General features: G+C 63.3%; 15 protein-coding genes and 1 tRNA gene. 8 read left to right on the top strand and 8 right to left on the bottom strand.

The genetic code is table 11. The features are described 5' to 3' along the window. Positions 1 to 195 precede the first annotated feature (195 nt). Together D2V07_RS08935 and D2V07_RS08930 are read right to left on the bottom strand one after the other, a co-directional pair. Positions 196 to 282, bottom strand: a tRNA-Leu gene (locus D2V07_RS08935). 119 nt (positions 283 to 401) lie between these two features. Further along, positions 402 to 1376, bottom strand: coding sequence for a zinc-ribbon domain-containing protein (locus D2V07_RS08930; protein WP_119586616.1), 975 nt, complete (start codon positions 1374 to 1376; stop codon positions 402 to 404). A gap of 163 nt (positions 1377 to 1539) precedes the next feature. Between D2V07_RS08930 and ftsE the strand changes: the two genes are divergently transcribed. The 4 genes from ftsE to D2V07_RS08910 are packed head-to-tail and all read left to right on the top strand — an operon-like array spanning position 1540 to position 4440. Next, positions 1540 to 2277 carry a cell division ATP-binding protein FtsE gene (gene ftsE / locus D2V07_RS08925; protein WP_119586615.1) on the top strand — a complete coding sequence of 246 codons (738 nt, stop codon included), beginning with the start codon at positions 1540 to 1542 and terminating at the stop codon, positions 2275 to 2277. Then, positions 2277 to 3197, top strand: coding sequence for a cell division protein FtsX (locus D2V07_RS08920; protein WP_119586614.1), 921 nt, complete (start codon positions 2277 to 2279; stop codon positions 3195 to 3197). The genes ftsE and D2V07_RS08920 overlap by 1 nt, the downstream gene beginning before the upstream one ends. Beyond that, on the top strand, positions 3194 to 3724 hold the full coding sequence (locus D2V07_RS08915) for a YdcF family protein (protein WP_119586613.1): 531 nt from the start codon (positions 3194 to 3196) through the stop codon (positions 3722 to 3724). Before D2V07_RS08920 ends, D2V07_RS08915 begins: the two co-directional genes overlap by 4 nt. Further along, positions 3721 to 4440, top strand: a complete 720-nt coding sequence (locus tag D2V07_RS08910) for a lysophospholipid acyltransferase family protein (protein WP_119586612.1) — start codon at positions 3721 to 3723, stop codon at positions 4438 to 4440. The genes D2V07_RS08915 and D2V07_RS08910 overlap by 4 nt, the downstream gene beginning before the upstream one ends. On the opposite strand, the gene D2V07_RS08905 is transcribed toward D2V07_RS08910, so the two are convergent. Then, entirely contained in the window at positions 4437 to 5168 is a 732-nt protein-coding gene (locus tag D2V07_RS08905; RefSeq protein ID WP_119586611.1) for an Nmad3 family putative nucleotide modification protein, read from the bottom strand. The genes D2V07_RS08910 and D2V07_RS08905 overlap by 4 nt on opposite strands. A gap of 85 nt (positions 5169 to 5253) precedes the next feature. Here D2V07_RS08905 and putA point away from each other — a divergent pair, with 85 nt between their 5' ends. From putA to dcd, 3 genes are all read left to right on the top strand, one after another. Then, entirely contained in the window at positions 5254 to 8361 is a 3108-nt protein-coding gene (putA, locus tag D2V07_RS08900; protein ID WP_233548316.1) for a bifunctional proline dehydrogenase/L-glutamate gamma-semialdehyde dehydrogenase PutA, read from the top strand. An 88-nt stretch (positions 8362 to 8449) separates the two neighbouring features. Continuing rightward, positions 8450 to 8641 carry a hypothetical protein gene (locus D2V07_RS08895; protein ID WP_119586609.1) on the top strand — a complete coding sequence of 64 codons (192 nt, stop codon included), beginning with the start codon at positions 8450 to 8452 and terminating at the stop codon, positions 8639 to 8641. Between the two features lie 146 nt (positions 8642 to 8787). Then, entirely contained in the window at positions 8788 to 9342 is a 555-nt protein-coding gene (gene dcd / locus D2V07_RS08890) for a dCTP deaminase (RefSeq protein WP_119586608.1), read from the top strand. A gap of 45 nt (positions 9343 to 9387) precedes the next feature. On the opposite strand, the gene D2V07_RS08885 is transcribed toward dcd, so the two are convergent. Both D2V07_RS08885 and gltX read right to left on the bottom strand, forming a co-directional pair. Then, on the bottom strand, positions 9388 to 11568 hold the full coding sequence (locus D2V07_RS08885) for a TonB-dependent receptor (RefSeq protein WP_119586607.1): 2181 nt from the start codon (positions 11566 to 11568) through the stop codon (positions 9388 to 9390). Positions 11569 to 11664: 96 nt separating this feature from the next. Continuing rightward, a complete protein-coding gene (gene gltX, locus D2V07_RS08880) occupies positions 11665 to 12996 on the bottom strand; it encodes a glutamate--tRNA ligase (RefSeq protein ID WP_119586606.1) in 1332 nt (443 codons plus the stop codon). A 90-nt stretch (positions 12997 to 13086) separates the two neighbouring features. Between gltX and D2V07_RS08875 the strand changes: the two genes are divergently transcribed. Then, positions 13087 to 13485 (top strand): hypothetical protein, encoded by a 399-nt coding sequence (locus D2V07_RS08875; protein ID WP_119586605.1) that lies wholly within the window; start codon positions 13087 to 13089, stop codon positions 13483 to 13485. Here the strand turns inward: D2V07_RS08875 and D2V07_RS08870 are convergent. The 3 genes from D2V07_RS08870 to rpoC form a co-directional block, all read right to left on the bottom strand. Further along, positions 13482 to 13889 (bottom strand): hypothetical protein, encoded by a 408-nt coding sequence (locus tag D2V07_RS08870; protein ID WP_147366924.1) that lies wholly within the window; start codon positions 13887 to 13889, stop codon positions 13482 to 13484. The two genes, D2V07_RS08875 and D2V07_RS08870, sit on opposite strands and share 4 nt — an antisense overlap. A 155-nt stretch (positions 13890 to 14044) precedes the next feature. Continuing rightward, positions 14045 to 14545 (bottom strand): hypothetical protein, encoded by a 501-nt coding sequence (locus D2V07_RS08865; protein WP_119586603.1) that lies wholly within the window; start codon positions 14543 to 14545, stop codon positions 14045 to 14047. 86 nt (positions 14546 to 14631) lie between these two features. Beyond that, positions 14632 to 19038 (bottom strand): DNA-directed RNA polymerase subunit beta', encoded by a 4407-nt coding sequence (gene rpoC, locus D2V07_RS08860; RefSeq protein ID WP_119586602.1) that lies wholly within the window; start codon positions 19036 to 19038, stop codon positions 14632 to 14634. Positions 19039 to 19040: the final 2 nt, after the last annotated feature.

Raw genomic sequence — 19040 nt, 5'->3', positions numbered from 1 at the left:
TCGCTTTTTGCCACAAGGCTGATGCCATGGCTGCGCAATGCCTCGTCTGGGCATGCTGATGGCCAAAATGCTCAGCCCGAAGAAAGTCTCTGGCGCCCCCCCGAACCACGATGGCTCCCAAAACCGCGCCGAACTGCGCCGTATTCGGGGTACAGCTCGCCAGAAGGGGAGAATGGGTTCGGTTTTCGGGACTGTTGGTGCGGTCGAGAAGACTCGAACTTCCACGGCCTTTCGGCCACAACGACCTCAACGTTGCGCGTCTACCAGTTCCGCCACGACCGCACACCGATACAGACAGGCGGGCCGAACCCGCCGTGGTAGGAGCGCGCCCCTAGCAAGAAGGTATCCCTGCTGCAAGCAGTCTCTTGAGCGGAAATTGTTCGCGCCGCGAAAGGTGCTCGCTACTCGGGTTTCCAGCCGAATTCGGCGAAGACGGCGCGGCGCGGAATATCGGTCACCGCTTCGTTGATCGTAACAGTCTCGCCAGGGGCCAGTTCGCGCTGCGGCGGCGGGATTTCATAGCTGAAGACAATCGTTTCGCGGGCATCGCGCAGAACGATCAGAATTGTCGGCAGCGTGCGCGTTTCCGTACCGATGTTGGTGACGCGCCCGCTGGCACCGAAGAACGTCGTACCGTTGGGCAGGGTACGACGTTCCTGCTCCTCTGGCGGGAAATCGAGTTGCAGATCGGGCTGGACGGCGGCGAATGTCGGGCGCTCCACAGGCACCCAATCCGGCAATCCCCAGTAACTGACGGCAAAGATCGTACCCGCCGCGACCGCGGCAAAGATGGCTGCGGCCGAGGTCCACATCTTCAGCGGATTGCGGCGCGGCCGGAAGGGCGGCTCTGCATCGAAGGGCGAGTGCTCCTCGTCTTCGGCCAGCGCGCCATAGCCGGGAGTGTCCGCCACTGGCGGCGGGGGCAAGGGGCGATCTTCGCGCTCCACGGTGGGCGGATCGGGCTCGGACCGTTCGCCGGATTTCGCCTCGGCAGCGACGTGACCGCTCGGCCCATCGTCCATCCCGAACGACACCGCGACATTGCGTGCAGGGTTGTGCTGCGCGGCAGGCGAGCGTCTATCCACTGCGTCGCGCAGTTCCTGTCCCGGCGGCTTTGGCTGCGTAGCGACGGGGGTGGGTGGAGGCGGCGGCGGAGCAGGGGGTGGCGGCGGCGAGGCGGGTTGTTCCGGTTGCGGTGCTGCCGCTTCTCCGGTGCCTGCTGTTGCCTCGGCCTTTTTGGGCGGCGCCGTCAGTTCAGGTCCGTCCTGGAACCAGCTGTGCCGGCACTTCGCACAGCGCACGGTACGGCCCTCCACGCCTACGGCGGTATCTGGCACGACATAGCGGGTCGCGCAGGCGGGGCACTGAATTATCATTGCACTGCATAACCCCTACGCCCAGCCATCGCCTGCGGGCAAGCGCGCGTGGTCGCAACATGCGCACAGTTCCGCCTTTTTTCCACAAGCGCCAGCGCCTATATCCGCCGCGAATGCCTCCGATGCTCTTTCCCGCGCCCCTAGAAGGCACTAGCACCCGACCATGAGCGAGGCAGGGGATTCCATTGTGCAGTTCGACAATGTCGGGCTGCGATACGGCACCGATCGCGAGGTGCTGAGCGACATTTCCTTCACGCTTTACCCCGGCAGCTTCTACTTCCTCACCGGCGCCAGCGGCGCGGGGAAGACCTCGATGCTCAAATTGCTGTATCTTGCCCAGCGCCCTACCCGCGGTGCAATCAGCATGTTCGGGCACGACCTGATTACCCAGCCGCGCAAGTCCCTGCCCAACTTTCGCCGCCGCATCGGCACGGTCTTCCAGGATTTCCGGCTTATCACGCATCTGTCTGCGTTCGACAACGTTGCCCTGCCCCTGCGAATTTCCGGCATGGGCGAGACCGAGATACAAAAGCCGGTGGCGGACATGCTGGAATGGGTCGGCCTTTCCCACCGCAGCCACGCGCGCCCGGCCACGCTTTCGGGCGGGGAACAGCAGCGCGTCGCCATCGCCCGCGCGGTGATCGCGCGGCCGGAGATCCTGGTGGCGGACGAACCGACCGGCAATGTCGATCCGGAAATGGCGGTGAAGCTGCTGCGCCTGTTCGAGGCATTGAACCGGCTGGGCACAACCGTGGTGGTGGCCACCCACGACGTGCACTTGCTGCGCAAGGTGCCGGATTCGCTGATCATGCGGCTCGACAAAGGTAAGCTGTCCGATCCCACGGGTGCGCTGCGCTATCCGCCCAAGCGCGATATTCCCCGGCGCGAGGTACAGCCCTGATGGCGCTTGGCCCCGTAATACGTCGCGGCAGTCCGCGCTTCGGCAGTTCCGCCTCGCGCATGTTGCCGCAGGCGCGCATAGCCGGACCGATGCCCTGGGTAATCGCCATCATGATCGCGCTGACGGTAATGGCGGCGGGTGCAGGCCTGGCACTGAGCAATGTCGCCGCCAACGCCCGGGCAGAGATTGCTGGCGGCGTGACAGTGCAGGTGGTGGAAGGCGCCCCCTCCGCGCGTGAGCGGCAGGCGCAGCGCGCTGTCACTTTCCTTACAGGGCGCGAGGACGTGCTTTCGGTCCGCCGCGTTCCGGACGAAGAACTCTCTGCTCTGCTGGAGCCGTGGCTGGGCGCTTCGATAAGCCAGAGCGAGGCCGTGCCCACCCCGGTACTGATCGACGTGCGGCTGTCCGGCCCGGTGACGTCCCGGCGGCTGCGAGACCTGCGCGCGGAACTGGTGCGCGAGGTACCGGCGGCGCGGCTGGACGCGCAGGCAGGCTGGCTTGCCCCTGTTTTCGATGCCATCCGATCCCTGCAATACCTGGCCATCGGGCTGGTCGTACTGCTGGCCCTGACCAGTATCGCTGCCGTGTGGCTGGCTGCGCGCAGCGCGCTCGGCTCCAACCGCGATACGATCGAGGTGATCCACCACCTTGGCGGTACCGACGGGCAGATCGCCCGCATTTTCCAGCGCTCCATCGGGATGGACGCTCTGCTTGGCGGTGCCGCTGGCCTGGCGCTGGGCGTGGGCGCGATGTTCGTGCTGGGGCAGCAATTTGCGGGCCTTGGTTCAGGGCTTGTTGCAGGCGGTGCACTATCGCTGTTGGATTGGCTGGCGATTACCGCGGTGCCATTGGCAGGAGTGCTGCTGGCGATCCTGACAGCGCGGATCACCGTGACCGGCGCCCTGAGGAGAATGTTGTGACCTTCCGCCGCATCCTTGCCCTGCCGCTGATCGCCTGGGCGCTGGGCTTTATCTGGTTCGCCGTGGCCCTGCCCCAACCCGCGCCGCAATCGCGCACCGATGCGATCGTCGTGCCCACCGGCAGCGGCGGGCGGATCGAGCGGGGGCTGGAAATGCTGCAGGCCGGCGCGGCCCAGCAGATGCTGGTGACGGGCGTGGACGCCAGCGTGCGACCGGGAGAATTCGTGGCGGAATTCGCCGTACCGCAGAGAGTGATGGACTGCTGCGTGACGCTCGGCTTCTCTGCCCTCGATACCCGCGGCAACGCGCGAGAGACGGCGCAATGGCTGGACGAACGCGACTACACCTCGCTGCGCCTCGTAACTGCGGACTGGCACATGCGCCGTGCCGCCGCCGAATTGCAGGACCAGTTGCCCGACAATATCTCCGTGCTGCGCGACGCGGTCCGCTCTCAGCCAAGCCTTGGCACGCTGTTCGTGGAGTATCACAAGCTCATTGCCGTGAAGACGCTGCAGGCGCTGGGATGATCTACCTTCGCAACATTGCCTTTTACCTGACCTTTTACGGCGGCTCGATCGTCATGGTCATCCTTGCCGTCCTGGCGGCGCGGGTCGCACCCGGCCGCGTCCGGGGGGTGTGCGACAACTGGTCCGCACTGCACCGCTGGGCCTGCGAAAAGCTGCTCGGCATACACGTGGTGGAAACAGGGCAAAGGCCCGATTACCGCGCCTTCTACGCCATCAAGCACGAGAGTTTTTTCGAAGCGATCGACCTTCCGCACGGTTTTGACCACCCCGCCCTGTTCGCCAAGCAGGAGTTGTTCGACATTCCTGGCTGGGGCACTGCCGCAAGAGAATACGGCGTGATTCCCGTGGCGCGCGAGGAAGGGGCCAAGGCGCTGCGCACGATGATCCGCGAAGCGAACCGCTTCGTCGGCGAAGGCCGTCCGATCGTGATTTTCCCCGAAGGGACCCGGGTACCGCACGGCACACAGCCGAAACTGGGGGCGGGGTTTGCCGCGCTCTACAAGTTGCTCGGTTTACCGGTGGTGCCCGTCGCGGTGGATAGCGGACCCAATTACCACCGCCGGTGGAAGCGGCCCGGCACGATAACCTATCATTTCGGTGAACCGATCGAGCCGGGCCTGTCGCGTCCCGAAATCGAGGCGCGCACCCACGCAGCGATGAACGCACTCAACAACATGCCGCAGGTCGAATTGCCCCGGGAAGGGGATAGCGCCTAGCTTTCGATTTCGGCGATGATACCGGCCAGCCAGCGCCGTGCGTCTTCGCGCTCTCCGATATCGGCCACGAATTCCTGCCCCCGCGCCACGCTTTGCAGGCGATCACCTTCGCGCCAGCGATCCGCCCGGTCGTGATAGGATAGCCCCGTTTCGCGCAGCCATCCGGGGACGCGCCACAGGCTGGGTGGACCTTCCGGTACCGTCAGGCGCAAGGCATCGCTGGCACTCCCGGCCGTACATCCCTTGCCAAGATAAACCGTGTCGTTCGCGGCGTGCACACCTATGGCGTGGGGCACACCCAGTTGCGCCAGTTCCGCCAGCCGTGCCGGGGCCACGCCGTTCAGCGGCAGCACTTCCTTCACCTGCAGGTAAGCGAAGATGCGATGGTGCGGCTTGCCGCCTTGCTCCCGGAACAGGCCGAAGAACACGAATGCGTCGCCCACGCCGACTCCTTGCCGCTCGAGATGAGTCTGCGCTGCGCCGCACTGGCCAAGGATGGCACGGCCGTTTGCAAGGAACATCGGATCGTGGTGGCAAAGATCGTCAGCGCCCAGCTTTCCGCGACTGGCGGCATGGGCCAGTTCGCCCAGTCCCAGATCGCCGTAACTGGTGCGCGAAAGCCCTCCGCTTGCCGGAATTGGCAAGCTTTTCGGGCGCTTGTCCACCACCGGCGAGGGACCACCTCCGGCAGAAGAGTCGAAACCTTTGCGGCTCAGGACCATTCTCATCAATCACGCCCTAGCCGATGGCATGGCGTCGCTACACCCTCGACTTTGCTTGATAACTTCGGAAACCATGTCCATGTCCCACCCGATGCCACTAGACAGAACCGCACTTCGCAACGCCTATCGCCAGGACGAGGATACCTGCATTGCCGAACGCATGGAGCAAGCCTCCATCGTCAACCAGCTGCACGAGAAATCGGCAGACATTGCCGGCAAGCTGATACTCGAGGCGCGAAAACGCGAGAGCAGCGGCCTGGACGCCTTCTTGCACAGCTACGGGCTTAACACGGACGAGGGCATCGCGCTGATGTGCCTTGCCGAGGCATTGCTGCGCGTACCGGACGAGGAAACCGCCGATGCGCTGATTCGCGACAAGGTGGCGACGCAGGACTGGGCCGAACATATCGGCGAGAGCGGCAGCGTCTTTGTGAACGCGGCGACCTTCTCGCTCATGCTGACGGGCGAAGTCTTGCGCGGTGGCAAGAGCCAGGAAAAAGGCCTCGCCAATGCGCTGCGCCGGGCAACGGGCCGCATGGGTGAGCCGGTCATCCGCAATGCCACATGGCAGGCCATGCGCATTATCGGCGGGCAGTTCGTCTATGCCCGCACGATCGAGGAAGCGATGGGCCGTGCCAAGCCGGAAAAGAAGCGCGGCCTGACGCACAGTTTCGACATGCTGGGCGAAGCGGCGATGACCTTCCCCGATGCCGAGCGTTACCGCGAAGCCTACGCCGATGCCATCGCGCGTCTGGCGAAGGAACCGGGCGATGTGCACACCGGCCCCGGCATTTCGGTGAAGCTTTCGGCGCTCTACCCCAAGTACGACTATGCCCACGCCAAGGCCGCACACGATGCCATCGTGCCGATTGTGCGCGAACTGGCCGTGCAGGCGCGCGAGGCAAATATCCACTTCACCGTCGATGCCGAGGAAGCGGAGCGGCTGGAACTCAGCCTCGATATCATCGAGACGCTGATCAAGGACGACGACCTGTTCGACAACGGCACCGAGGAAGGCTGGACCGGCTTTGGCCTCGCCATCCAGGCATACCAGAAGCGCGGCGTGCCGCTGTGCCGCTGGATCGCCAAGCTGGCCCGCCGCAACGAGCGCCGCCTGTTCGTGCGACTGGTGAAAGGCGCCTATTGGGATGCCGAGATCAAGCTGTCGCAGGTTGGCGGGCACAAGGATTTCCCCGTCTTCACCCGCAAGGTGGCGACCGACGTGTCGTTCCTCGCCTGCGCCAACGAATTGCTGAAAGCGGACGATTCCATCTACCCCGCCTTCGCCACGCACAACGCTTATACCATCGGCGCGATCAAGGCGATGGCGGGCGACACTCCCTTCGAATTCCAGCGCCTGCACGGCATGGGAGAGGAAGTGTACGGCGCGCTCGCCAAGATGGAAGGGGAGACGAAAACCCCGGTTCGCATCTACGCGCCAGTCGGCGGTCACAAGGAACTGCTCGCCTATCTGGTGCGCCGCCTGCTCGAAAACGGCGCGAACTCCAGTTTCGTGAACCGCATGGCCGATGCCGATGTGCCGGTGGAAGAGCTGGTGACGAACCCGATCAGCGATCTGGCCGCGATGCGTCCCTATCGCAATCCGGCGATCCCGCTGCCGATCGACATCTATCCCAACCGACGCAATTCGCTGGGCGTCGACCTTGCCCATCCGCCCGAATTCGAGGAACTGACCGAGAAGCTGGCCTACTGGCGCGCCGACCATCCCGTCGCCCGCCCCACGCTGATGGCCAATGTCGAGCACGAGAAGATCGAGGTGCGCGCCCCGCAATCGGGCAAGGTCGTAGGCCATCAGGTTATGGCCAGCGAGCGCGACGTGGATCTCGCTCTCGCCCGCGCCACGGCGGCGCAGCCGATGTGGGACGCGCTGGGAGGACAGGCCCGTGCCGACTTGCTCATCAAGGCCTCGGACCTGCTGGAAGAGAACATGCCCCGCTTCATGGACCTGTGCCGCCGCGAGGCGGGCAAAACCATGATGGACGGCGTGCTGGAAGTGCGCGAAGCCGTGGACTTCCTGCGCTATTACGCCTGCGAGGCACGCATGCTGTTCGGCGCCCCGCAGCCGCTTCCCGGCCCGACGGGCGAACAGAACCTGCTGCGCCTGCACGGGCGCGGCGTGTTCGCCACCATCTCGCCATGGAACTTCCCGCTGGCGATCTTCATGGGCCCGGCTGCCGCCGCCCTGGCCGCAGGCAACACGGTGGTCGCCAAGCCTGCCGAACAAACCCCACTGATTGCCGCGCTGGCCATCGACCTTTGCCACGAAGCGGGCATCCCAAAGGATGTGCTCCAGTTGTTGCCGGGCGATGGCAAGGTGGGCGCTGCGCTCACGTCCGATCCCCGCGTGACGGGCGTGGCCTTCACCGGCTCTACCGGCACGGCCCATGCCATCAACCGCTCGCTGGCAGCGCGCCCCGGCGCCATTGGTACGCTGATTGCAGAAACCGGCGGCATGAACGCGATGGTTGTCGATTCTTCCGCACTGCCAGAGCAGGTGACGCGCGACGTCGTTGCCTCTGCATTCCAGAGCGCGGGCCAGCGCTGTTCGGCGCTGCGCGTGCTTTACCTGCAGGACGACGTGGCGGACGAAATGCTGGAGATGATCAAGGGCGCGTTCAAGGCGCTGGTGATCGGCGATCCGGCCAATCTCGAAACCGACGTTGGTCCGGTGATCGACGCCGAAGCTCGCGAGAAGCTGCAAGACCACGTGCAGGAGATGATCGATGCGGGCTTCCCCGTCTGGCGTCGCTCGATGCCAACCGATTGCGAGAATGGCCATTTCTTCTCGCCCACGATTATCGAGATCGGTTCCATCCTGGACCTCGACGAAGAGCAATTCGGCCCCATCCTGCACGTCTGCCGCTATCCCGCAGGGGGTCTTGGCAAGGTGCTGGATGACATCAATTCGACCGGCTACGGCCTGACGCTGGGCCTGCACAGCCGCATCGACGAAACCCGCCGCTTCGTGGAAGCTCGCGCCAAGGTCGGCAACTTCTACGTCAACCGCAACCAGATCGGTGCGGTGGTGGGCAGCCAGCCCTTCGGCGGCGAAGGCCTGTCCGGCACCGGCCCCAAGGCCGGCGGCCCGCACTACGTAACGCGGTTCGCGACCGAACGGGTGACGACGATCGATACGACGGCTGCGGGCGGGAATGCCTCGCTGCTGGCGGGGGGTTGATTGGAGCAAGGTCCGCTTTCGACACGATTGCGGGCTAAGACTTTCTCCTTCATTCTCCAAGAGCACCAGTGATTAAGGAGACCGGCTCATGTCTGCCGCCGAAAGGCTCGACAATTTCTTTAAGCTCCTGCTCGGTGCGTCGCTTGCGTTCTTCGCTTGCCATTACCTTTGGGGTGTCGAAGAAGCAGCAGATGCCGGGATGATTGCCGGTTTGAGTTGGGTGATCTTCCGCTTCTGGTCTTGGCGCTTAAAGAGCAACGCAATCGCAAACTCAACGTAGAGATTTCTGGACTACAATCGCAAGCCGAGCAGTCCGTTACAGTTTGTTTGTTTTCCACCCGAAATCAGACTTTCACCCCTTCTTGGAAAAGGGGATAAACTCTTGCTCCCCTTGCCCCCGCTCCACAGTTCGGGAATCCCTCCTTTATGGCGATTCTTTCAGACAAGTGGATTCGGGAACAGGCAACGTCGCACGGCATGATCGAGCCGTTCGTGGAAGCACAGCGGCGCGACGGGTGCATCTCCTATGGCCTTTCCAGCTTCGGTTACGATGCGCGGGTGGCGCCCGAGTTCAAGATCTTTACCAACGTCAATTCGGCGGTGGTGGACCCCAAGAATTTCGACGGCGACAGCCTGGTGGACCGGGAGACCGACGTCTGCATCATTCCACCCAACTCGTTCGCCCTCGCGCGGACGGTGGAATATTTCCGCATCCCGGAAGACGTGCTGGTGATCTGCCTTGGCAAGAGCACCTATGCGCGCTGCGGGATCATCGTGAATGTCACCCCGCTGGAACCGGGCTGGGAAGGCCACGTCACACTGGAATTTTCCAACACCACGCCCCTTCCCGCCAAGATCTACGCCAATGAGGGGGCGTGCCAATTTCTGTTCCTGCAGGGCAACGAACGCCCCGAAGTCACCTATGCCGACCGCGCGGGCAAATACATGGGCCAGCGCGGGGTCACGCTGCCACGGCTGTAAAGCGCCTTTCGCACCCGCCGCGGCAGATGCGAAAGGCTGATTTTATTAGAAGCTCGCCCGCGCCGTCAGCTTGAAGTTGCGCCCGGTCATGGGCACGAAATCCTTCGTGAAGCTGGTGTGGCGGCGACCCTCGGCATCGAAGATATTGTCGACCTGCGCGATGATCGTCAGGTTCTCGCGCCCTTCGAACGGGTGCCAGCCCAGCGATGCGTTGACCATGGTGAAGCCATCGGTCCGCGTCTCGAACGGGGCCACATCGGTTTGGCTGTCGTACCATTCCACTTCGCCGCGCAGGTCGAAGTGCTCCCAGCGCCCTTCCAGGGCACCGTAAAGGCTGAGCGGGGGAACACGCGGTGCATTGGTGCCGTCATCCAGTTCCACGCGGGTGTAGGCACCGCGCACGTCGCCCAGCAGGGAGAAGTCCCTGCCCTCGATCAGCGGGAAGGTGACCTGCGCCTCGGCACCCCATTGGTCGGCATCCTGCTGCAGGAAGGCGAAGACCGGCAGCTCGTCTTCTTCCTCTCCCGTACCGGCGAGATAGATGAAATCGTCGAACCAGTTGCGATAGACGCTGGCGTTGACTTTCACTTCGCCGATTTCGCCGCGAACATATCCTTCCGCGCCCCAACTGCGCTCTATATCGAGTGCCGGGTTACCGATCTCGAACTGCTGCGTGGCGATATGCGGCCCTTCGGCGAACAGTTCGGCAGCGGTCGGTGCGCGTTCGGTGCGGGAGACGTTCAATCCTGCACGGAAATCGTCGAAAAGCGTGTAACCGCCGCCGAGAGAAGCGGACACGGTGTCGAAATCGCGCTGGATGCCCAAGGTCGACGCTTCGATTTCGGTATTCTCGTAACGGGCACCGGCTTCCAGTTCGAAAGGTCCGAAATAGAATTCCTGCAGGGTGAACAGGGCTATCGATTCCACGTTGTTGGGCGGGATGTAGGCCTCTGCCCCGGTCGCGACGAAATCCTGCGCCGAAAACTGCAGGCCGGTTGCGCCACCCCAGCCGCCGCGGCGCGACTGTGCCAGTTCCACGCGTCCCTCGACGCCCTTCACCTCGAACACGGTGCCGACTTCAGCGCCTTCGAACTCGGTGTGGGTGTAATCGGAAAACCCGACGCGCGACTGGACGGAATCGAAGAACCCGTCGCCAAGATCGATATTGGCGCGGAAATCGGCACGATAGCGGCGCAGTCCGATGGATACGGCTTCTTCGCCTTCTTCCTCCCCGTGTTCGTCATCATGATCGTGGTCTTCTTCACCATGCTCTTCCTCACCATGATGATGGTGCCCCACGCCCGGCGCGCCGGGTACGCCGTATTCGGTATCGTAGTAGTCGAACGATACGCCGAAATTGCTCTCGCCCGAGAAGAAAGCGATACCCGTGCCGGCAGACCAGGTCTCGGTATAGGTGTTGGGCACGATGCCGGAAATATTGGCCGCATCGCGAAATTCCTCGGCTTCCTCGAGCTCGCCTTCTTCCTCCTCCTCGGCGGCGTCGGCCAGCAGGTCTGCACGCAGATCGTCGGAAGCAGCGAAGCCCGGAATCTCGATATCGTCTGTATTGCGGTAGGATCCGTCGACGTGGAACACGATGTTATCGGTCACCTTGGTGTCGAGCGAAATCCCGCCTTCCCAAAGGCCGGTGGCGCTATCGACGCCCCCCAGCAGGTCGGCGTGGAATGCCTCGTCCGGCACGCCCGGTGGGATGCGCTTCGTGATGACATTCACCGCGCCGCCGATGGCTTGGCTGCCGTACAGCAGCACGGCAGGCCCGCGCAGCACCTCGATACGCTCGGCGATCAGCGGATCGACTGCCACCGCGTGATCGTCCGACGCGCCGGAGGCGTCGATCGTGCCGATACCGTCGATCAGCACACGAACGCGGTCACCGCCGAAGCCGCGCAGGATGGGACGCGATGCGCCTGGCGAGAATCCGCTCGCCTCGACACCCGGCAGGTTTGCCAGGATATCGCCGACCTGGCCCGAGCTTTCGCGCTGCAGCGCCATACCGGACAGGACCGAAGTGCCCGCGACAACATCCAGCCGGTCGACACCGCTGGCAGTGACATAGATCGCCCCGTGAAAATCGTCGTTTGCGGGTTCCTCTCGATCGCCTGAAACCTCCACTTCCGCTGAGGAGGGCTGCTGCGGCGCCTCTTGGGCCAGGGCATGGGATGGAATAACGACACTTGCCAGAAGCAGGGCGGACTTGCGGATCATTCAAAAATTCTCTCGATGCTGGTGATGATGTAACATCGCGCATCTAGGAGATAGGCTCTGAACGTCAAGTGAGCATATGCGGAAAAAGTCGGAGAGTTAGCCTTCTGCGGCAGATTGCAGACGCGCGCGGGCCTCTGCTTCGCCGATCAGGGGCAGCAGTTCGCTCATGTCGGGTCCGTGGTCCATGCCCGTCAGCGCCTGCCGCAATGGCAGAAAGAGCGACTTGCCCTTGCGATCCGTTGCAGCTTTCAGCCGCGCGGTAAGGTCCGCCCAAGGATTGTCCGACCATTCCAGCATGGTCGCCGCCTTCGCCAGGAAGGTGCGCGTTCCGTCATCGAAATCGGGCTGACTGACAGGACCGGTAACGATGGCCCACCAATCGCCGGCATCTGCGACCTTCTCGAGATTGGGTCGAATGGCATGCCACGCCCCAGCGTCCATGCCATCAGGCAGGCGATCGGCTACATCGGCAAAATCGAACTGGTGCACGATGGCAGTATTGATCCGGTCAAGTTCGGCATCGTCGAACCTGGCAGGCGCGCGGCCGAACGTGGAAAGGTCGAACGTGTTTACAAGCGTTTCGCGCGCAGCAATCGGCTCCACCGGCTGGCTGGTGCCAAGCCGTGCGAGCAACGCCACGAGCGCCTCCGGCTCGATGCCGCGCTCGCGGAAGGTGTCGCAACCCAGGGAGCCGAGCCGCTTTGAAAGCTTGCCCTCCCTTCCCACAAGCAGGGCCTCGTGCGCAAATCGTGGGGGTGCAGCATCAAGCGCGGTAAACATCTGTATTTGCACGGCTGTGTTTGAAACGTGGTCTTCCCCGCGCAGCACATCCGTTACCCCCATGTGGATATCGTCCACGCAGCTGGGCAACATATACAGCCACGATCCATCGGCGCGGCGAATCACCGGGTCGGACAATTGCGCAGGGTCGAACTTTTGCGACCCCCGTATGCCGTCTTCCCAAGCGATCATCTCGCCATGGTCCAGCTTGAAGCGCCAGTGCGGCGCAGCGCCCGCAGCCTCTTTCTCAGCGCGTTCGGCCTCGCTCAGAGCCAGTGCGCCGCGGTCGTAGATCGGCGGCAGGCCCCGTCCGAGCTGGATCTTGCGTTTCAATTCCAGTTCTTGCTGCGTTTCATAGGCGGGATAGATGCGGCCATCGGCGCGCAGTTTCTCGAAGGCTTGCTCGTAAAGGCCGAGCCGCTCGGACTGGCGCTCCTCCCCGTCGGGTGAAAGGCCCAGCCAGGCCAGATCCTCCCGGATCGCGTCGACGTACTCCTCCCGGCTGCGCTCCGCATCGGTATCGTCGATGCGCAGCATGAAGCGCCCGCCGTCCTTTTGCGCCAGCATCCAGTTGTGCAGCGCCGTACGGATATTGCCAACGTGCAGGCGGCCCGTGGGAGATGGAGCGAAGCGGGTGATCGTGGTCATGGCCCAAGCGGTTAGCTCTCTTGGACCCTGCTCACAAGCGCCAGGGAAAAGTGCTTGTAAGCAGGCGAGTTCCGGAGGCGGTAACGGCGCGTGTTCGCAGCCCGTTCCCAGTGGACAGTGCCCAGCTTCGGCACCGTGCTCGAAGTCACGCGCCGGCTGCGCGAGGGAGCCGAGCCTGACGACCCGTGGGGCTCACTGGAATTTTCCGCCGACGAACTGTTGCAGCGCCGTTATGACGAGCTTCTGGCTGTCGAGCTGCAGGCACAGTCTAAGGGGAAGGAAGGCTTCACCATGGTGCTTACCTCGCCGCGCGCTGCATATGGTGGTGCGGTGACCATCGGTTTTGCCCGTTTCGTGAACCGAGGCGACGACAACGCGCATGACGTACTGTCCATCCCCGCCGCCGACGTCATCGCCGAACTGGGTGAAGTGATTTTCACGCGAGAGGTGGTGCGCGCGCGTGAGCAGGAACGTCGGCGCAACCGCTAGGCGGCAGCGCGGTTTGCGCAAATCTCGGCCACGGCGCGCTGGGTAATGGCAAACAGCCTCTCGTGCCGTTCCCGGCGGATCAGACCGTCGAGAGCGGCCGTGAAGGCCGCGCGGTCCGCATGCCGCGCGGCCTCCGCCATCTGGGCAAAGGCGGTTTCGTCCGGCGTCAGCGCGTGACAGCAGGGGCGAGCGACCATCGCGTTTTCGGGCCACGCGAGAGAACATCCGCGGGCAAAATCCATCACCGCGCGCGCTGCGGTGAAGGAGCCGAGGCGGGTTGACAGGTCGACCAGAGGATCGGACCCGCGCTCCACGCTATGGGCCGCAAGACGCATCGCGAGCACCAGCGTGACAGCGGCGGGAGAAAACTGGCTGGCGACGACCGGTCTGCGCAGGCTATCCATGATGTTCTGACCTTCGGTGTTCGCAGAACGCAGGGCGGATGAGGGACGCTTGGGGCAGGACAAGGAAAGGCCTTTCGTTTTTGGCGGTCGATTCACCCCAAGCTAACAGTCGACAAATTAATTGCAACTCATTCGCAATAGCATTTTAGGAACAGCTACTGCGAGTAGAGCGTGACGCTGTGCCCGCCTCCTTCGATCAGCACCCCGTTCGAGGGCGTGCGTCCCACATATTCCGCCAGATTCAGGGCGCGGGCCACCTCGTCGAGTCGCGGCGGGATAGCGATCGCGCAGACTGGCGGGGGCGGTGCTCCCGGCTCGACAGGCGCGCTCGGCCTGCCTTCGCCCGTTGTGATGCGAATCCCGTCGATGCGGTAGCTGAAGGCGAAGTTCGCACACCGCGGCTCCCACCAGATCTTTTCCGCGCTGGCGCTGAGCGCCAGGCCATAAGGCTCGTCGAAGGGCTCTGCGTCGATCCCGGCAACGCGCCATTCTCCGGCAAGGGTTTCGATCTGGGTGATTGGCTGGCTGGGCGGCCCCGGCGGGGGATTTTCCGGACCACCGGGAGCGGGAAGCGTGGTGACCTGCTCCTCCGGTTCCGGCTCTGGCGAGCAGGCGAAGAGCGCGAGCGCAAGAACGGTAGAAGCAGCCAGTCTCATTCTGCCCAAACGCTCAAGCAAAGAAAAAGCCCCGACGGATTTCTCCGCCGGGGCTTTTCAAATTTTTGTCGGTAAGGACGCCGGGATCAGCTTTCGCTGTCGTCCGCGTCTTCCTCCTTGGCGATGGCTTCGGGCTCGCTGCCCTCGTCGTCGCGCTTGTATTCGCCGGCATCGGCATCGGTGCCTTCGCCGCTGTCGACCATGGTTGCCATGGTGGCATCGCCGGTCGCCGCATCCACGGGATCGCGTTCCAGTTCGGCCTCGTGCTGCTCGGCAGCGGAATCAGCCGCAACGACGGCCTCTTCCTTTTCTGCTGCCTTGGCTTCTTCCGCAGCAACCAGGGCATCCTGCATCTTCTTGTACTGCGCGCGCAGCGCAGCATCACGCGAAGAGGCGGTGACGCGCATGCGGTTCATGCCCGCACCCGTGCCCGCCGGGATCAGGCGACCCACGATCACGTTTTCCTTCAGGCCGATCAGCGTGTCCTTCTTCCCTTCGACCGCCGCCTGCGTCAGCACGCGGGTGGTTTCCTGGAAAGAAGCGGCGGAGATGAACGAACGGGTCTGGAGCGAGGCCTTCGTGATGCCCAGCAGGATCGGGGTGCCCTTGGCGGGATCCTTGCCCTTGCTGAGCTTTGCATTGACTTCGTTCATTTCCTCCAGGTCGACCTGTTCGCCCGGCAGCAGCGTGGTGTCACCGCCATCGGTGATCTCGACCTTCTGCAGCATCTGGCGAACGATCACCTCGATGTGCTTGTCGTTGATCTTCACGCCCTGCAGACGATACACTTCCTGAATTTCGGTGCAGAGGAACTCGGCGAGAGCCTCTACGCCCATGACTTCCAGGATGTCGTGCGGGTTCGGCGAACCGGAAATCAGCGTATCGCCCTTTTTGACGAAGTCGCCTTCCTGCACGTCGATCACCTTGGTCTTGGGCACCAGGTATTCCACCGGTTCGCCCTCTTCCGGAACGATGGCGATCTTGCGCTTGGCCTTGTAGTCGCGGATGAATTCCATCCGGCCGCTGATCTTGGCGATTACGGCAGCGTCCTTCGGCACGCGCGCTTCGAACAGCTCGGCAACACGCGGCAGACCGCCGGTGATGTCGCGCGTCTTGGCGGCTTCACGCGAAGCACGGGCAAGGATGTCACCCGCTTCCACTTCCTGACCGTCCTCGACAGAGAGCGTGGTGCCCGGAGCCAGCATGTAGCGCTGCGCTTCGGTCTCGTCGCCCTTCTTGCCCTTGGCCTTGATGTCGTCCTCGCCAAGGAAGGTCAGGCGCGGACGCAGGTCTTCCTTCTTGGAACGACCGGCAGAGCGGTACTCGGTGACCACGCGCTGGGCGATGCCGGTGGCTTCGTCCACACGTTCTTCCAGCGTCTTGCCTTCCACCAGATCCTGGTAGCGCACGACACCCGCCTGCTCGGTGATGATCGGCAGGGTGAACGGATCCCACTCGGCCAGACGATCGCCTTCCTTCACCTCGGCACCGTCTTCGAACATGAGGACCGTACCGTAAGGCACGCGGTGGATCGCGCGTTCGCGACCCGCTGCGTCGACCACGACCATTTCACCCGAACGGGCCAGCGACAGGCGGCGGCCCTTCTTGTCGGTGATGGTCGGCATGTCGCGATAGACGATCTTGCCGTCGGAGATCGATTCCAGATGGCTGGTTTCGTTGATCTGCGCGGCACCGCCGATGTGGAAGGTACGCATTGTCAGCTGCGTGCCAGGCTCCCCGATGGACTGTGCGGCGATCACGCCGACAGCTTCACCGATGTTCACCGGCGTACCGCGAGCAAGGTCGCGGCCGTAGCAGGTGGCGCAAACGCCCTGTTCGGCTTCGCACACCAGCGGAGAGCGGATCTTCGCCTGTTGCACTTCGGCTTCCTCGATGGCGGCAGCCATAGGCTCGTCCACCATCACGCCAGCCTTCACGATCACTTCGCCAGAGGCAACGTTCACGATATCCTCGGCCACGGTGCGGCCCAGGATACGCTCGCCCAGCGACGCGATGACCGAACCGCCCTGAACGATGGCGCGCATTTCCAGCGCGTTCTCCGTCTTGCAGTCGGTTTCCACGATCGTGCAGTCCTGCGACACGTCGACGAGGCGGCGGGTCAGGTAACCCGAGTTCGCCGTCTTCAGTGCCGTGTCCGCTAGGCCCTTGCGCGCGCCGTGGGTGGAGTTGAAGTATTCAAGAACGGTCAGACCTTCCTTGAAGTTCGAGATGATCGGCGTCTCGATGATCTCGCCCGAAGGCTTGGCCATCAGGCCGCGCATACCGGCAAGCTGCTTCATCTGGGCCGGGCTACCACGGGCGCCGGAGTGGCTCATCATGTAGATCGAATTGATCTGCGCCTCGCGGCCGTTTTCGTCCTTCGGCGTAGCCTTGATCTCTTCCATCATGGCCGCTGCCACCTGGTCACCGCAACGGCTCCAGGCGTCGATCACCTTGTTGTACTTTTCCTGCTGGGTGATGAAGCCGTCCTGGTACTGCTGCTCGTAATCGGCAACCAGCGCCTTGGTTTCCTCGATCATGCCGTCCTTGGTGTCGGGGATGATCATGTCGTCCTTGCCGAACGAGATGCCGGCCTTGAACGCGTGACGGAAGCCCAGGCTCATGATGGCGTCGGCGAACAGCACCGTGTCCTTCTGGCCGGTGTGACGATAGACCTCGTCGATCACGTCGCCGATGTCCTTCTTGGTCAGCAGGCGGTTCACCACTGCGAAGGGCACCTTGTGGCTCTTCGGCAGACATTCGGCGATCAGCATGCGGCCCGGCGTGGTATCGACGCGCTGCATGTAGGTGTTGCCGTCCTCGTCCGTCTGGGGAACGCGGGTGGTGATCTTCGAGTGATAGGTCACTGCACCCACGTGCAGCGCCTGGTGCACTTCGTTGATGTCGCCCAGCACCTTGCCCTCGCCCGGCTCGCCTTCGCGGTCCATCGAGAGGTAGTAGAGGCCCAGCACCATGTCCTGCGACGGCACGATGATCGGCTTGCCGTTGGCGGGCGAGAGGATGTTGTTGGTGGACATCATCAGCACGCGCGCTTCCAGCTGGGCTTCCAGCGAAAGCGGCACGTGGACGGCCATCTGGTCACCGTCGAAGTCGGCGTTGAAGGCCGAGCAGACGAGCGGGTGCAGCTGGATGGCCTTGCCTTCGATCAGCACGGGCTCGAACGCCTGGATGCCGAGACGGTGGAGCGTGGGCGCGCGGTTCAGCAGAACCGGATGCTCGCGGATCACTTCGTCGAGGATGTCCCAGACTTCCTTGCGCTCTTTCTCCACCCACTTCTTCGCCTGCTTCAGGGTCATCGACAGACCCTTGGCGTCGAGACGGGCGTAGATGAACGGCTTGAACAGTTCGAGCGCCATCTTCTTGGGCAGGCCGCACTGGTGCAGCTTGAGTTCCGGGCCGGTCACGATGACCGAACGGCCCGAATAGTCGACGCGCTTGCCGAGCAGGTTCTGGCGGAACCGGCCCTGCTTGCCCTTGAGCATGTCGGACAGCGACTTCAGCGGACGCTTGTTGGCACCCGTGATCACGCGGCCACGGCGACCGTTGTCGAACAGTGCGTCCACCGATTCCTGCAGCATGCGCTTTTCGTTACGCACGATGATATCGGGCGCGCGCAGTTCCATCAGGCGCTTCAGGCGGTTGTTACGGTTGATGACGCGGCGATAGAGATCGTTGAGATCGGACGTCGCGAAACGGCCCCCGTCCAGCGGCACCAGCGGGCGCAGTTCGGGCGGGATGACCGGCACGACTTCCAGGATCATCCACTCGGGACGGTTGCCCGATTCGATGAAGCTTTCGACGACCTTCAGACGCTTGATGATCTTGGCGGGCTTCAGCTTGGACTTGGTGGTCTCCAGCTCTTCCAGCAGGTCGGCCTTTTCCTGTTCCAGGTCGAGGTCCATCAGCATGATCTTCACCGCTTCGGCACCGATGCCGGCAGTGAAGGCGTCTTCGCCGTACTCGTCCTGCGCTTCGAGCAGTTCGTCCTCGGTCAGCAGCTGGAACTTCTCCAGCGGCGTCAGGCCGGGTTCGGTGACGATGTAGCTTTCGAAGTACAGCACGCGTTCGAGCTGCTTGAGCTGCATATCGAGCAGCAGGCCGATGCGCGAGGGCAGCGACTTCAGGAACCAGATGTGCGCGACAGGCGCGGCCAGTTCGATGTGGCCCATGCGCTCACGACGCACCTTGGTAACGGTGACTTCAACGCCGCACTTTTCGCAGACGACGCCCTTGTACTTCATGCGCTTGTACTTGCCGCACAGGCACTCGTAGTCCTTCACCGGACCGAAGATGCGCGCGCAGAACAGGCCATCACGCTCGGGCTTGAACGTGCGGTAGTTGATGGTTTCCGGCTTCTTGATCTCGCCGAAGGACCAGCTGCGAATACGCTCCGGCGACGCGATCCCGATCTGGATCTGGTCGAAGGTTTCCGGCTTGGCCAGCTGGTTGGTGAATTTGGTCAGTTCGTTCATCT

The organism is Aurantiacibacter zhengii (genome assembly GCF_003584125.1).
GTDB classification, from domain to species: Bacteria; Pseudomonadota; Alphaproteobacteria; order Sphingomonadales; family Sphingomonadaceae; genus Alteraurantiacibacter; species Alteraurantiacibacter zhengii.
Note: the sequence above shows the minus strand (reverse complement) of the source record. Positions and strands in the feature narration are given on the sequence as shown.

Coding starts and splice junctions, on each gene's coding strand:
- gltX (WP_119586606.1), bottom strand. CDS start 12,996: ATGACCACGATCACCCGCTTCGCTCCATCTCCCACGGGCCGCCTGCAC.
- rpoC (WP_119586602.1), bottom strand. CDS start 19,038: ATGAACGAACTGACCAAATTCACCAACCAGCTGGCCAAGCCGGAAACC.
- D2V07_RS08910 (WP_119586612.1), top strand. CDS start 3,721: ATGATCTACCTTCGCAACATTGCCTTTTACCTGACCTTTTACGGCGGC.
- D2V07_RS08920 (WP_119586614.1), top strand. CDS start 2,277: ATGGCGCTTGGCCCCGTAATACGTCGCGGCAGTCCGCGCTTCGGCAGT.
- D2V07_RS08885 (WP_119586607.1), bottom strand. CDS start 11,568: ATGATCCGCAAGTCCGCCCTGCTTCTGGCAAGTGTCGTTATTCCATCC.
- D2V07_RS08865 (WP_119586603.1), bottom strand. CDS start 14,545: ATGAGACTGGCTGCTTCTACCGTTCTTGCGCTCGCGCTCTTCGCCTGC.
- D2V07_RS08930 (WP_119586616.1), bottom strand. CDS start 1,376: ATGATAATTCAGTGCCCCGCCTGCGCGACCCGCTATGTCGTGCCAGAT.
- putA (WP_233548316.1), top strand. CDS start 5,254: ATGCCACTAGACAGAACCGCACTTCGCAACGCCTATCGCCAGGACGAG.
- ftsE (WP_119586615.1), top strand. CDS start 1,540: ATGAGCGAGGCAGGGGATTCCATTGTGCAGTTCGACAATGTCGGGCTG.
- D2V07_RS08895 (WP_119586609.1), top strand. CDS start 8,450: ATGTCTGCCGCCGAAAGGCTCGACAATTTCTTTAAGCTCCTGCTCGGT.
- D2V07_RS08870 (WP_147366924.1), bottom strand. CDS start 13,889: ATGGATAGCCTGCGCAGACCGGTCGTCGCCAGCCAGTTTTCTCCCGCC.
- dcd (WP_119586608.1), top strand. CDS start 8,788: ATGGCGATTCTTTCAGACAAGTGGATTCGGGAACAGGCAACGTCGCAC.
- D2V07_RS08905 (WP_119586611.1), bottom strand. CDS start 5,168: ATGAGAATGGTCCTGAGCCGCAAAGGTTTCGACTCTTCTGCCGGAGGT.